General features: G+C 67.0%; 13 protein-coding genes. 2 read left to right on the top strand and 11 right to left on the bottom strand.

Annotated features, from left to right (window positions below):
• Nucleotides 1-101 precede the first annotated feature (101 nt).
• Complete coding sequence (locus ABIC94_RS03365; protein WP_354371294.1) at nt 102-1,352, top strand: flavin-dependent oxidoreductase; 1,251 nt, start codon at nt 102-104, stop codon at nt 1,350-1,352.
• A gap of 40 nt (nt 1,353-1,392) precedes the next feature.
• Nucleotides 1,393-2,355, top strand: a complete 963-nt coding sequence (locus ABIC94_RS03360; protein WP_354371293.1) for a tripartite tricarboxylate transporter substrate binding protein — start codon at nt 1,393-1,395, stop codon at nt 2,353-2,355.
• Between the two features lie 6 nt (nt 2,356-2,361).
• Here the strand turns inward: ABIC94_RS03360 and ABIC94_RS03355 are convergent, their stop codons facing one another.
• The 11 genes from ABIC94_RS03355 to ABIC94_RS03305 form a co-directional block, all read right to left on the bottom strand.
• Entirely contained in the window at nt 2,362-3,135 is a 774-nt protein-coding gene (locus tag ABIC94_RS03355; RefSeq protein ID WP_354371291.1) for a GntR family transcriptional regulator, read from the bottom strand.
• Nucleotides 3,132-3,803 carry a cysteine hydrolase family protein gene (locus tag ABIC94_RS03350; RefSeq protein ID WP_354371289.1) on the bottom strand — a complete coding sequence of 224 codons (672 nt, stop codon included), beginning with the start codon at nt 3,801-3,803 and terminating at the stop codon, nt 3,132-3,134. The genes ABIC94_RS03355 and ABIC94_RS03350 overlap by 4 nt, the downstream gene beginning before the upstream one ends.
• An 85-nt stretch (nt 3,804-3,888) precedes the next feature.
• Nucleotides 3,889-5,484 (bottom strand): ABC transporter ATP-binding protein, encoded by a 1,596-nt coding sequence (locus tag ABIC94_RS03345; RefSeq protein WP_354371287.1) that lies wholly within the window; start codon nt 5,482-5,484, stop codon nt 3,889-3,891.
• A 7-nt stretch (nt 5,485-5,491) separates the two neighbouring features.
• Nucleotides 5,492-6,193, bottom strand: coding sequence for a biuret amidohydrolase (gene biuH, locus ABIC94_RS03340; protein WP_354371286.1), 702 nt, complete (start codon nt 6,191-6,193; stop codon nt 5,492-5,494).
• A 5-nt stretch (nt 6,194-6,198) separates the two neighbouring features.
• Entirely contained in the window at nt 6,199-7,122 is a 924-nt protein-coding gene (locus ABIC94_RS03335) for an ABC transporter permease (protein ID WP_354371285.1), read from the bottom strand.
• A complete protein-coding gene (locus ABIC94_RS03330; protein ID WP_354371283.1) occupies nt 7,119-8,201 on the bottom strand; it encodes an ABC transporter permease in 1,083 nt (360 codons plus the stop codon). The genes ABIC94_RS03335 and ABIC94_RS03330 overlap by 4 nt, the downstream gene beginning before the upstream one ends.
• 19 nt (nt 8,202-8,220) lie before the next feature.
• Complete coding sequence (locus ABIC94_RS03325; RefSeq protein ID WP_354371282.1) at nt 8,221-9,339, bottom strand: BMP family ABC transporter substrate-binding protein; 1,119 nt, start codon at nt 9,337-9,339, stop codon at nt 8,221-8,223.
• 53 nt (nt 9,340-9,392) lie between these two features.
• The gene (gene hpxZ, locus ABIC94_RS03320; RefSeq protein ID WP_354371281.1) at nt 9,393-9,773 is read right to left on the bottom strand and encodes an oxalurate catabolism protein HpxZ; all 381 of its coding nucleotides are present in this window, start codon (nt 9,771-9,773) and stop codon (nt 9,393-9,395) included.
• Nucleotides 9,770-10,603, bottom strand: a complete 834-nt coding sequence (locus ABIC94_RS03315) for an ABC transporter ATP-binding protein (RefSeq protein WP_354371280.1) — start codon at nt 10,601-10,603, stop codon at nt 9,770-9,772. Before ABIC94_RS03315 ends, hpxZ begins: the two co-directional genes overlap by 4 nt.
• Nucleotides 10,600-11,433: an ABC transporter permease gene (locus tag ABIC94_RS03310; protein WP_337296605.1), complete on the bottom strand. Its 834-nt coding sequence runs from the start codon at nt 11,431-11,433 to the stop codon at nt 10,600-10,602. The genes ABIC94_RS03315 and ABIC94_RS03310 overlap by 4 nt, the downstream gene beginning before the upstream one ends.
• 2 nt (nt 11,434-11,435) lie before the next feature.
• Nucleotides 11,436-12,440 (bottom strand): ABC transporter substrate-binding protein, encoded by a 1,005-nt coding sequence (locus tag ABIC94_RS03305; protein ID WP_354371279.1) that lies wholly within the window; start codon nt 12,438-12,440, stop codon nt 11,436-11,438.
• Nucleotides 12,441-12,451 lie beyond the last annotated feature (11 nt).

Genomic DNA, 12,451 nt, shown 5'->3' with positions numbered 1-12,451 from the left:
TTCATGATAAATCCATAGCACATCTAAATTTCACAAATGATGAACTTCCGTTCCCAATACGGCTGGAGACAAACGGAACCCCCGGAACCATTTCAAGAGCCATGAACGACAACCCAGTGATCATCCTCGGCGCCGGCATCGGCGGCCTGACCCTCGCGCTGAGCCTGCACCAGGCCGGCATTCCCTGCCGCGTGTACGAGGCCGTGCCCGAACTGAAGCCGCTGGGCGTGGGCGTGAACCTGCTGCCGCACGCGGTGCGCGAGCTGACCGAGCTCGGCCTGCTGCCGCAGCTCGATGCGGTGGGCGTGCGCACGAAGGAATCGATCTTCTTCACCGAACACGGCCAGCTGATCTTCCGCGAAGCAGCGGGCGAGCACGCGGGCTACGACTGGCCGCAGTTCTCCATTCATCGCGGCGACCTGCAGACGGTGCTGCTCGAAGAAACCCTCAAGCGCCTGGGCCCTGACAGCGTGGTCTGCAACCACCGCTGCACCGGCGTGACGCAGGACGCGGACGGCGTCACCGTGCACTTCGCCGGCGGGGCCGCCGTGCAGGATGTGCGAGGAGCCGTGGCCATCGGTTGCGACGGTATCCACTCGGCGCTGCGCAAGCAGCTCTATCCCAACGAAGGCGCGCCGCGCTACTCGGGCGTGAACATGTGGCGCGGCACCGCGCGCTGGAAGCCCTTTCTCTCGGGCGCGAGCATGGTGCGCGCGGGCTGGCTCGCAGTCGGCAAGATGGTGATCTACCCGATCCGCAACGACATCGACGCCGAAGGCCGCCAGCTCGTGAACTGGGTCGCCGAGATCCACGCGCCCCAGCCCGCGATGCGCGACTGGAGCCGCGCCGGCCGGCTCGAAGACTTTCTCCCCGCGTTCGCCGACTGGCATTTCGACTGGCTCGACGTGCCGGCGCTGATCCGCGCCTCGGACACCATCCTGGAGTACCCGATGGTCGACCAGGACCCGCTGCCGCGCTGGACGCACGGCCGCGTCACGCTGCTGGGAGACGCCGCGCATCCGATGGTGCCGCGCGGCTCCAACGGCGCGGGGCAGGCGATCATCGATGCGCGCTTCCTCGCAGGCGCGCTCAAGGACCTGGGCGTGGGCACCGCGGCGCTCGAAGACTACGACCGCATTCGCGTGAAGGCCACCACCGACGTGGTGCTGACCAACCGCATCAACCCGCCCGACGCGATCCTGCGCGAGGTGTTCGAGCGCTCGGGCGGCCAGCGCTTCGGGCAGATCGAGGACGTGGTGAGCCAGGCCGAGCTGCAGGCCATCTCGGACAACTACAAGCGCGTGGCTGGCTACGACCCGGTGGCGCTGAAGGCGCGTGCCTCGTACCTCTGAGCGCCGATCCTTCCTTCACAGAACAAGACGGAGACAACCCATGCGATTCATTGCCAAGACCCTCACCACCCTGCTCGTCGCAGCAAGCGCTGCAGCCGCCCATGCCTGGCCCGACCAGCCGATCACGCTCGTCGTGCCCTACACGCCGGGCACCGGCATCGACCTTGTCGCGCGCCAGCTCTCGGCCCGCCTTCCCGCGTTGCTGGGCCAGCCGGTGATCGTGGAAAACCTCGCCGGCGCCAGCGGCAACATCGGCAGCGAAAAGGCCGCGCGCGCCAAACCCGACGGCTACACGCTGCTGGTGCAGGTCAACACGCTGGTGATGAACCGCAGCCTCTACAAGTCGCTTGGCTACGACCCCGTGGCTGACTTCGCACCGGTGTCGCTCACCTCGTGGGGCACGCTGCTGCTGGTGACCAACCCGAACGTGCAGAAGGCGGCTTCGGTGGCGCAGATGGTGAGCACGGCCAAGGCGGAGCCGGGCAAGCTGACATACGCCACGCCCGGCGTGGGCACGCCGCATCACCTGTCGATGGCACTGCTGATGCAGGGCAGCGGCACGGAGCTGATGCATGTGCCCTACAAGGGCACGGCCGGCGCGGTGACCGACCTGCTGGGCGGACGCATCGACTACATGTTCCTGCCGGTGCACGTGGCGCTGCAGCACATCCAGGCCGGCAAGCTCAAGGCCATTGCCACGGGCAGCAGCAAGCGCCTGCCACAGCTGCCCGAGGTGCCGACGCTGGCCGAGGCCGGCGTGACCGCCGACAACGTGGACATGTGGTACGGCGTGCTCGCGCCCAAGGGCACGCCGCCAGACGTGGTGGCGCGGCTCAACAAGGAGATTGCAGCGGTGCTGAAGCAGTCCGAGGTGGCAAAGTCGTTCGAATCGCAGGGCATGGTGCCGGCGAGCTCGACGCCGGCCGAATTCGGCGCGCTGGTGAAGAAGGATGCGGACCGCTGGGCGGGCGTGGTCAAGCGCGGCAACATCACCGCGGACTGAGTTCCTTCAGCGCGGCGCTGTCTTGCCCGCGTGCCGCGCCAAGTGCACCTGGTGCAGCGTGATCTTGCGCACCTCCGCCTGGCTGGTCTCGATGTGCGCGCGCAGCAGCATCGCGGCCTGGTCGCCGCGGTTGGCGCGCACAGCCTTGAGGATCTTGGCGTGCTCCTCGTAGGTGGCGTCGATGCGCGGCTGCTGGGTGAAGTCGAGCCGCCGGATGATGCGGATGCGCTCGGTCACGTCGCTGTGAACGCGCGCCATCTCGGCGTTGCCCGCGGCAGCCACGAGCGCGCAATGAAAAGCCTCGTCCCATTGCGCCACCTGCGCGGTGTCGCTGCTGCGCTGGGCCGCGGGCACGAGCCAGATCTCGGCCAGCGCGTCGAGCAGGCTGCGGTCGACGCGGCGGTCGGCTTCGCACAGGCGATGCACGGCGGTGGTCTCGAGCACCATGCGCAGGTCGTAGAGCTGCTCGAACTGGTCGAAGTCGAACGGCAGCACGCGCCAGCCGCTGCGGAACAGCACCTCGACGAACCCTTCCTGCTGGAGGCGGAACAGCGCCTGCCGCACGGGCGTGCGCGAAACGCCGAGCCGCTCGCTGATTTCGTTCTCGGTGAAGCGGTCGCCCGGAACGAGGATGAAATCGGCCACGTCGCGCTTGAGCTGCGCGTAGACCTCGTCGGCGCGTGTACGAAAAACGGTCGCGTCGGCGGCGGGAACGGCAGATGCGGGCGAAGCGGAGCGGGAACGAACGGTAGGCACGTGTGGAATGGTAGTCGCTGTCATCGCCCGCCGCGCAGCGCCGCCAGCAGCGCGGTGCTCGGCGCGGTCCAGCCGACGATGCCGCCCTGGGCGCAGACCATCTCGAGCGTGGCGGCCTTGAAGGCCGGAAAGTAGCTCTCGGTGCAGTCTTCGAGCAGCAGGCAGTCGTAACCGCGGTCGTTGGCTTCGCGCATCGAGGTCTGCACGCAGACTTCGGTGGTCACGCCGCCGAACAGCAGGTGCGTGATACCGCGCTGTTGCAGCAGTTCGTGCAGGCCGGTGGCATAAAACGCGCCCTTGCCGGGCTTGTCGATGACGATCTCCCCGCCGACGGGTGCCAGCGCCTCGATGATCTGGTTGCCCGGTTCGCCCGCCACGAGAATGCGGCCCATCGGGCCTTCGTCGCCGATGCGCAACGCAGGGTTGCCGCGATCGCGCTTGGCGGGCGGGCAATCGGAGAGGTTAGGCTTGTGCGCCTCCCGGGTGTGCACCACGAGGCCGCCGGCTTCTCTCCAGCCCTGCAGCGCTACCTGCGTGGCAGGAACGATCGCTTCCAACAACGAAACATCGTTGCCCAGCGTTTCGCCGAAGCCGCCAGGTTCGATGAAGTCGCGCTGCATGTCGATGAGGACCAACGCGGTGTTTTTTATCTCGAACTCGTAGGGGAAGGGAATGGCTTCTTCTATGCGCATTTTGTTGCTCGCTTGTTCAACGGGTGCATCCGAGGGCAAACACCCCACCGCAAACCGGGCGGCCTCCCAATCGACAGCAGGGCACTCATGCCACAGCCTCTACAGGCTCATGGTGCCCGCCACCCATGTGTGCCCCGATCACATGCCTTTCAGCGCCCGCCGCCGAAGTCTCGAACACGATGCGGCCCTCGCTCATCACGACGATGCGGTCGGCCAACTCCAGCAGCTCGTCGAGGTCTTCGCTGATCAGCAGCACCGCCCCGCCCTTCTCTCGCACCTGCACGATGCGCTCGTGGATCTCGGCAACCGCAGCAAAGTCGAGGCCGAACACGGGATTGGCCGCGATCAGCACATTGATGTCGCCCGCGAGTTCGCGCGCCAGCACCGCGCGCTGCACGTTGCCGCCCGAAAGGCTGCGAATCGCAGCGCCCTCGCCCTGCGTCTTGACGCCGTATTCCGCGATCCACTCGCGCGCCCGATTGCGCCAGAAGGGAAAGTTCAACACGCCGCCGCGTGACAAAGGCGGCCTGTCGAAATCGCGCAGTGCCATGTTCTCCGCCACGCTGAGGTCGCCCACGCAGGCGTTGCGCAGCGGCTCCTCGGGCAGGCTGCGCACCTTGAGACTGCGGTTCTCGCTCCGGCGTGCGCTGTAGGGCTGGCCCATGACCGTCACGCGGCCGGCCAGCCGCGGGCGCTGCCCGACCAGGGCCTCGACCAGCTCGCGCTGCCCGTTGCCCGAAACGCCCGCCACGCCGAGGATTTCGCCCGCGCGCACGAAAAGGCTCAGATCGTGCAGTGCCAGCGTGCCGCGGTCACCTTGCGCCTTGAGGCCTTCGACCCTCAACGCGACGGGCACCGCCTCGGGCACGGTCTTTCTGGCAGCAGGCGATGCCGCCGGCGCAGACGACATCGCAGCCTGGCCGCCCATCATGGCCTGTGCCAATTGCGCAGGGCTCGTGTCCGCCACGCGGCAGTGGTGCACCGCCTTGCCGCGGCGCAGCACCGTCACGCTGTCGGCATAGGCCATCACTTCGCGGAACTTGTGCGTGATGATGAGCACGGTGCACAAGCCGCTTCGCGCGAATTCACGCACGTGGCCGAGCACCTCGTCGGCCTCCTGCGGCGTGAGCACCGAGGTCGGTTCGTCGAGGATCAGCAGGCGCGGCTTCAGGTAGAGCTGCTTCAGCAGTTCGAGCTTCTGCTTTTCGCCCGCCGCGAGCTCCGATGGCCGCACATCGAGATCGAGGCTGAAGGGCGTGGTCCCCAGAAAGGCCTTGAGCTCGGCCCGCTTCGCCTTCCAGTCGATCAATGCCGGCGTCTTGCCGCCCGCGAGCAACAGGTTCTCGGCCACCGTCATGCCCGGCGCCAGTGTGAAATGCTGGTACACCATGCCGATGCCGAGCGCGCGCGCCACGATGGGGTTGGCAATGTCCTGCTCGCGGCCGTCGATCAGGATGCTGCCTTCTTCCGCGCGCTGGAAGCCCGCGACGCATTTCACCAGCGTGCTCTTGCCCGCGCCGTTCTCGCCGAGCAGCGCATGCACCGTGCCAGGCTCGACGCGCATCGTCACGCGGTCCATCGCAGTGAAGGCGCCGAAGCGCTTGGTCAGTTCGTACGTGTCGAGCGCGAGGGCGCCGCTGCCCGCAGGCAGTGCGCCGATGGCATGGGACGTGTCGGCCATGCGTTCGTCAGTCCAGCGCGGCCAGCAGCGCCTGCGACGTGGCGTGGGCGCCGAACACGCCACCCTGCATCGTGATCATCTTCAGCGCCGCAAGGTGGTTGCCGTGGTCGGTGGCGGCGGTGCAATCGGACAGCAGCAGGCATTCGAAGCCGCGGTCGTTGGCGTCGCGCATGGTCGTGTGCACGCACACGTCGGTGGTGATGCCCGCGAGGACCAGGTTCTCGATGCCGCGTGTGCGCAGGATCAGCTCCAGGTCGGTGGCGTAGAACGAGCCCTTGCCGGGCTTGTCGATCACCACCTCGCCGGCGAGCGGCGCCAGTTCGGGAATGATCTCCCAGCCCGGCTCGCCGCGCACCAGGATGCGCCCGCACGGCCCGTCGTCGCCAATGCCCACGCCGTTGGCGCCGATCTGCCGCGATCGCCAGCGCTTGTTGGCGGGCAGGTCCGCCAGGTCGGGCCGATGGCCTTCGCGCGTGTGGATGATGTGAAAGCCCAGTGGCCGCAGCGCCGCGAGCGTGCGTGCGATCGGCTGGATCGGTGCCTGCACCAGCGAGAGGTCGTAGCCCATCACGTCGACGTATCCGCCCTTGCCGCAGAAGTCGGTCTGCATGTCGATCACGATCAGCGCGGTGTTGTCGGGCCGCAATGCGCCGTTGTAGGGCCAGGCATAGGGCTCGCCGGCAACGTGGCGGATGGGTGTCGTTGTCATGGCGTTCAGTTCCTTGTCGATGAAAGTTCGCCGGGGCTTCCGACCGCCGTGCTGCCGGGCCTGCAGGTAAGCACCAGAATGACCAGTGTGAGCACGTAGGGCACGGTGTTGAACAGGTGGTAGCCCCAGCCGATGCCGATGGACTGCAGCGCGGGCCCGATGGCACCCGCACCGCCGAAGAGAAACGCAGCGCCCACGCAGCGCAGCGGGCTCCACCGCGCGAAGATCACGAGCGCTACCGCAATGAGGCCCTGGCCGCTGGAGATGCCTTCGTTCCAGCTGCCTGGATAGAACAGCGTGAGCGACGCGCCGCCGAGCCCCGCAATGAAGCCGCCCGCCGTCGTCGCCGCAATGCGCAGGCCCGACACCGAATAACCAAGCGCGCGCGTCGCCTGCGCCGAATCGCCCGCCATGCGTACCAGCAGGCCGGCGCGTGTGCGCGCAAAGCCCCACCAGAGCAGCACGGCCAGCACCACGCCCAAGGGCACGAGCGCGTTCAGCTGCAAGGCGGAGCTCACCACCGGGTTGTCGCTCCAGAAGCCGAGAGGTATCGCGGGAATCTGCGGCGCCTGTGGCTGGATGAGCGGCTTGCCCAGGTAGAACGCCAGGCCGGTACCGAGCAGCATGAGTGCGATGCCGGTCGCCACGTCATTGACGCGATCGAGCGAACACAGCAAGCCGTGCAGCAGCGCAAGCAATGCGCCCGCCACCGCGCCGATGAGCACGCCGAGCCATGCCGAATCGGTGAGATACGCGCCGCCGAAGGCCGCCATGGCCGAGAGCACCAGCACGCCTTCAAGCCCGAGGTTGATGCGGCCCGATTTCTCGGTGAGGCATTCGCCCAGGCTCACGAACAGGAATGGCGCGCCGACGCGCAAGGCGCCGCCGACGATGCCGGCCACGAGGGCGATCCACTGGTCCGCGGTCATGGGGCGGCCTGCGCGCCGCGCGCTGCGGCATTCGCCTTGGGCGCGGCCCTTCGGCTCAAGGCCTTCCAGTCGACCGTGCGCAGCCCCTCGCTCGCAAGAATGAGCACGAAGGCGATGCCCTGCAGCACCAGCACCGACGCATCGGGCAGCCCGAGACGGCGCTGCAGCAGGCTGCCCGCCGCGCCAAAGCCGCCGAAGAGAATGGCAACCGGCACGATGGCCACCGGGTTGTGCCGCGCGATGAACGACACCAGGATGCCCGCATAACCGTAGCCCGCGATCAGCGAGGCGTTGGCGTTGGTGTGCACCGCCGCCACCTCGACCGCACCCGCGAGCCCCGCGCAGGCGCCGCCGAGTCCGCAGGCGCCGAGGATGAGCCGCGTGGCCGGCAGCCCGACGAGTTGCGCGGTGCGCGGATTGCCACCCACCACGCGCACCGAAAAGCCCGAGGCCGTGGCACGCAGCCACCACCCGAGGCCCAGGCAAGCCACCACGCCGATGGCAAGGCCCCAGTGCACGTCGGAACCACCGATGCCGCCGATCAGCAAGCCGGCGTCGAGCGCATAGGTCGACGGCTTGTTGAGGCTCGCCGGATCGCGCAGCGGCCCTTCGACCAGGTGCTTGAAGATGCCGATGGCGATGTAGGCCAGCAGCAGGCTGCTGATGGTTTCGTTGATGCCGCGGTACTGGCGCAGCCAGCCCGCAAGAGCGATCCACAGCGCACCGGCCACCGCGCCGGCGAGACAGACCACCACCGTGCCCAGCACGTTGCCGGGAAGCGGCAGCGCATGCGCGAGCGCGGCCGAGGCCAGACCGCCCAGCACCAGCGCGCCTTCGCCGCCAATGACGATGAGCCCGACGCGCGCCGGCAGTGCCACGCACAGCGCGGTGAGCATCAGCGGCGCGGCGCGCTGCAGGGTGTTCTGCCACGAGAACCAGTCGCCGAACGCGCCCTTGAAGAGCGTCGCCCAGACCTCCACCGGATCGACCCCGGCAAAGGCCACCAGCACGCCGAACAACAGCAGCGCCGCCGCAATGGCGAACACCGGCAGGGCGAATTCCTTGAGCGCGTGGCGCATGGTGAGGATGAACCCGGAATCAGGCCGAGCCGATGACGCCTTCGACCAGGTAGTTCATCTTTTCCAGCTCCAGGTCGGTCTGCTTCAGCACCTTGCCCGCCGGCACCACGACGGCGCCCTTGTTGTCCTTGATGCCGTCCTTGAAGATGTCGAAGGTGCCCGCGATCATCTTGGCCTTGATTTCGTCGGCCTGCTTCTTCGCGGCGTCCGGCACCATGGGGCCGTAGGCGGACATCTTCACGTAGCCTTCCTTCAGACCTCCGCGCAGAAAGTTGGGGTGCGGCTTGCCGCTTTGCGCCGCCTCGATCGCGGCCTTGTAGGCCGTGAGCCAGTTCCACTCGGCACCGGTGAGGTACGCGTTGGGCGCGAGCTTGGCCTGGCTCGCGTGGTAGCCGCAGACCATCTTGCCGCGCTTGGCCGCCGTCTCGACCACCACCTTGGGGCCATCGACGTGCATGGTGAACACGTCGCAGCCCTGGTCGGCCAGGCTGTTGGTGGCTTCCGCTTCCTTCACGGCCATCGACCAGTCGCCGGTGAAGATCACGCTGCAGGTGATGCCGGGCTTGACCGAGCGCGCGCCGAGCGTAAAGGCGTTGATGTTGCGCAGCACCTGCGGAATCGGTTTGGCGGCAACGAAGGCGATCTTGTTGCTCTTGGTCATGTGCGCCGCGATCACGCCGTTCAGGAACTGGCACTCGTCGATGTAGCCGAAGAAGCTGCCGGCGTTCTTGGGGTGCTTGCCCTCTGTCCAAAGGCCACCGCAGTGCGAAAAGCGCACGTCGGGGTTCTTGGGCGCCACGGCAAGGATGTGCGGATCGAAGTAGCCGAACGACGTGGGAAACAGCAGCTTGGCGCCGTCCTGCGAGATCATGCCGGCCATGGTCTTCTGCACGGCGGCGGTCTCGGGCACGTTCTCTTCCTCGACCACCTTCACTCCGGGCAGCTTCTTGACCTCGGCCGCGGCCATGGCGTGCGCCTGGTTGTAGCCGTAGTCGTCGCGTGCACCGACGTAGATCACGCCAACGGTGAGCGGCTTGGCCTGTGCGCCGGCAAGGGCGCTCCAGCCTCCGAGGGTGCCAGCGGCGCCGAGCGCGGCCAGGGATTTGAGGGACTCGCGGCGATTCAGGGGGCTGGTCATGGCGTTCTCCGGTCTTGGATACAAGGTGGGGTGCAAAAAATGTGCCTGCGTGTTCAGCCGATCAGGCTCACGTGGGCGGCGGCCACGCGCCAGCCATCGGCGGTGCGCAGCCAGGTCTGGCTCTGGCGGCCGGTCTGGCGGCTGCCTTCGCGGCGGAACTCGACGTTGGCGGTCGCAAAGTCGCGGCCATAGGTGGTGATGACGGTCCGCAGCAGCTCGCGCGGCGGGCTCTGCACCGGCAGCGACGCGCGAAAGGCGCTGATGGCTGCATGGCTGTAGTGGTTCTCGGCGTAGCCGTAGCGCAGCGTGTGCGAACTGTTCCAGAACAGCTCGTCGAGCACATCACGGCGGTTGGCCAGCAGCGCCTCTTCGTACCGCGCAAAAACTGCGCTCACCTCGGCCAGCACTTCGGGGATGTTGATTTCCAGGGTCATCTGCGAACCTCACGTTGAAAGATGTCGAGACTGAGTTTCTTCATTGCGACAAAGCTCTCGGTGCTCAGCGTCTCTACCGTGCGCGGCCGTGCATCGCCGTAGCGCAGGATCTCGGCCACCTTGGTGGGCCGCTTGGTCAAAAGCAGTACCTCGTCGGCCAGGTACACGGCCTCTTCCAGGTCGTGCGACACCAGCAGCATGGTGGTGCCGGTCTGCATGAACACCTCTTGCAGCTTCTCTCGGATGAAGAGCGTCATCTCGAAGTCGAGCGCCGAAAACGGCTCGTCGAGAAACAGCACTTCGGGGTTGGGTGCGAGAGCCCGCATGATCGAAGCGGTCTGCTGCTGGCCGCCCGAGAGTTCGTAGGGAAAGCGCTTCAGGTCGAACTTGACGTCGAACGACGCCACCAGTTCTTCCATGCGCCGGTCGACCTCGGCCTTGCTGCGGCCTTCGAGCTTCAGCGGATAGGCGATGTTGTCGATGGTGCGCATCCACGGGAACATCGCCTCGCGGTAGTTCTGGAACACGTAGCCGATCTTGGTGTCCTTGCGCTGCTTGCCGTCGAACAGGATCTCGCCCGAGTCGATGGGAACCAGCCCCGCGATCATGTTGATGAGCGTGGACTTGCCGCAGCCATTGGGGCCGAACACCGAGACGATCCTGTGCTTGGGAATGTCGAGGTCGAAGTTCTCGTACAGCGGCCAGCCCGCAAAGTACTTGGTCAGGCCGCGAATGGTGATGTGCGTGCCGGCCGGGCCGGGCTTGAAGACGGGCTTGGGCACGTCGGCATACACGGGGCCGTTCACGACGATGTCTTGCGTGGCTTTCATCGGCCGCTCCAGTGCACGATGCGGCGCTCGGCCACAAGAAAAAGAATGTTGAGCGCATAGCCCAGCGCACCGGCGGCAAGAATGGCCGCGTACATGCTCTTCACGTTGAGCACCTGCTGCGCATCGATGATGCGGTGGCCGAGGCCGGTGTCGGAGCCGATGAACATCTCGGCCACGATGACGATCACCAATGCCATCGACACCGCCGAGCGCAGGCCCACGAAGCTGGGCTGCAGGCTTTCCCACACCAGCACGTCCTTGAAGATCTGCCAGCGCGAGGCGCCCATGACGCGTGCCGCCATCACGCGCTGCTTGCGCGCATTGATCACGCCATAGGCGCTGTTGAACACCACGATCAGCAGCGCGCCGAAGGCTGCGATGGCCACCTTGTTGACGTCCGACACGCCGAAGATCAGGAGGAACAGCGGAATCAGCGCGGACGAGGGCGTGGAGCGGAAGAAGTCGATCAGGAATTCGACGCTGCGGTAGGCCTTTTCATTGCTGCCGAGCAGCACGCCCAGCGGCACGCCGACCACCGCCGCAATCAGAAAGGCCTGCAGCGTGCGCCACACGGTCATTGCAAAGTCGGTGAGCAGCGGCCCGCCCGCGAGCCCCGTGATCAGCGCCGCGACGGTGTCGGCGGGCGTGGGCAGCAGGATCGGCTTGATGAAACCGAGCCGCACCGCCAGGTCCCACACGATGAACAGCACCACGGGTCCGATGAAGGGCAGCAGCCGGTCGCGCAGCGGGGGCTTGGGCATTGCCGCTGCCGTGGCTCCGGCGGCCGGCGGCGTCCACGGCGCGGCCGTGGTCGTGCTTGCGTCGGCCATGGTCATGCCTTGTAGAGGAGGCCGTCCACCAGCACCTTCTTCTCGAAGATGCCCTTTTCGGTGAACAGGTCGTAGAACTTCTGGAAGTACGCCACGTCGCTCGGCTTGAACTCGTTGTAGAGCATGTACGAGGCGAGCGGCACTTCGGCCGTGAGCTTGCCCTCGATGGCGGTGTAGCCCTTCATGTGCTGGCGCGCATCGTCGGGTTTGCTGCGCACCAGTTCCACGCCGCGCGCGTAGGCGGCGATGTACTTCCTGGCCACTTCGGGGTTCTTCTTGATGAACTCGCTGGTGAGGCTGGCGGCGCCGCCGTGCCACGGCGCCATCGGATCGCCCAGGATGTACTTGGCGACCACGCCGGCCTCGATGACGCGCGTGGTGCCGTTCATGCGGCCCACAGTACCGGTGGGCTCGAGCGTGTAGCAGGCGTCGACCTGGCCCGCAACGAGCGCGGCCACGTGCTGGCCGATGGGAAGCTCGCTCACCGTGGCGCCCTTGGCGCCGGCGCGTTCGAGCATGGTCTTGCACAGGGTCACGTTCTGGATGCCGGGGCCGGATGCGATCTTCTTGCCGGCCAGCTCGGCCATGGTCTTGATCGGGCTGTCCTTGGCGACGATGAATTCGTCAAGTACGAACTTGGCGTTGCTCGGGTTGGTGCAGAAGATCTTGAAGAGGCCCGGCTGCGCGATCTCGCCGATGGCAAGGTTGGCCGAGCCCGTGCCGTTGGAGCTGCCGTCGCAGCGGCCCGCGAGCATGCCTTCCATGACCTGCTGGGCGCCCGCGAACTTGAGCGGCTCCACATCGAGCCCTGCTTCCTTGAAGTAGCCGCGGTCGACCGCGGCAAAGAAGGGCAGGCCCGCGGCCACGGGCCAGAAGCCGATGCGGATCTTCGGTGCCGCTTGCGCACGCACGATGGCCGGTGCGGCCAGCACGGCCAAGCCCGCTGCGCCGGCCTGCAGCACGTGGCGGCGCGACGCGGTGGCGGTCAATTTTTCAGGGATGCTCATGAAGACTCCTC

It is taken from the genome of Variovorax paradoxus (genome assembly GCF_040544635.1).
Taxonomy (GTDB): Bacteria; Pseudomonadota; Gammaproteobacteria; order Burkholderiales; family Burkholderiaceae_C; genus Variovorax; species Variovorax paradoxus_R.
The sequence above is the reverse complement of the archived record's forward strand: the minus strand, read 5'-3'. Positions and strand labels throughout refer to the sequence as shown.

What these genes read in the sequence shown, in the direction of transcription:
- ABIC94_RS03365 (WP_354371294.1), top strand. Translation starts at nt 102, where the DNA reads ATGAACGACAACCCAGTGATCATCCTCGGCGCCGGCATCGGCGGCCTG.
- ABIC94_RS03360 (WP_354371293.1), top strand. Translation starts at nt 1,393, where the DNA reads ATGCGATTCATTGCCAAGACCCTCACCACCCTGCTCGTCGCAGCAAGC.
- ABIC94_RS03355 (WP_354371291.1), bottom strand. Translation starts at nt 3,135, where the DNA reads ATGACAGCGACTACCATTCCACACGTGCCTACCGTTCGTTCCCGCTCC.
- ABIC94_RS03350 (WP_354371289.1), bottom strand. Translation starts at nt 3,803, where the DNA reads ATGCGCATAGAAGAAGCCATTCCCTTCCCCTACGAGTTCGAGATAAAA.
- ABIC94_RS03345 (WP_354371287.1), bottom strand. Translation starts at nt 5,484, where the DNA reads ATGGCCGACACGTCCCATGCCATCGGCGCACTGCCTGCGGGCAGCGGC.
- biuH (WP_354371286.1), bottom strand. Translation starts at nt 6,193, where the DNA reads ATGACAACGACACCCATCCGCCACGTTGCCGGCGAGCCCTATGCCTGG.
- ABIC94_RS03335 (WP_354371285.1), bottom strand. Translation starts at nt 7,122, where the DNA reads ATGACCGCGGACCAGTGGATCGCCCTCGTGGCCGGCATCGTCGGCGGC.
- ABIC94_RS03330 (WP_354371283.1), bottom strand. Translation starts at nt 8,201, where the DNA reads ATGCGCCACGCGCTCAAGGAATTCGCCCTGCCGGTGTTCGCCATTGCG.
- ABIC94_RS03325 (WP_354371282.1), bottom strand. Translation starts at nt 9,339, where the DNA reads ATGACCAGCCCCCTGAATCGCCGCGAGTCCCTCAAATCCCTGGCCGCG.
- hpxZ (WP_354371281.1), bottom strand. Translation starts at nt 9,773, where the DNA reads ATGACCCTGGAAATCAACATCCCCGAAGTGCTGGCCGAGGTGAGCGCA.
- ABIC94_RS03315 (WP_354371280.1), bottom strand. Translation starts at nt 10,603, where the DNA reads ATGAAAGCCACGCAAGACATCGTCGTGAACGGCCCCGTGTATGCCGAC.
- ABIC94_RS03310 (WP_337296605.1), bottom strand. Translation starts at nt 11,433, where the DNA reads ATGGCCGACGCAAGCACGACCACGGCCGCGCCGTGGACGCCGCCGGCC.
- ABIC94_RS03305 (WP_354371279.1), bottom strand. Translation starts at nt 12,440, where the DNA reads ATGAGCATCCCTGAAAAATTGACCGCCACCGCGTCGCGCCGCCACGTG.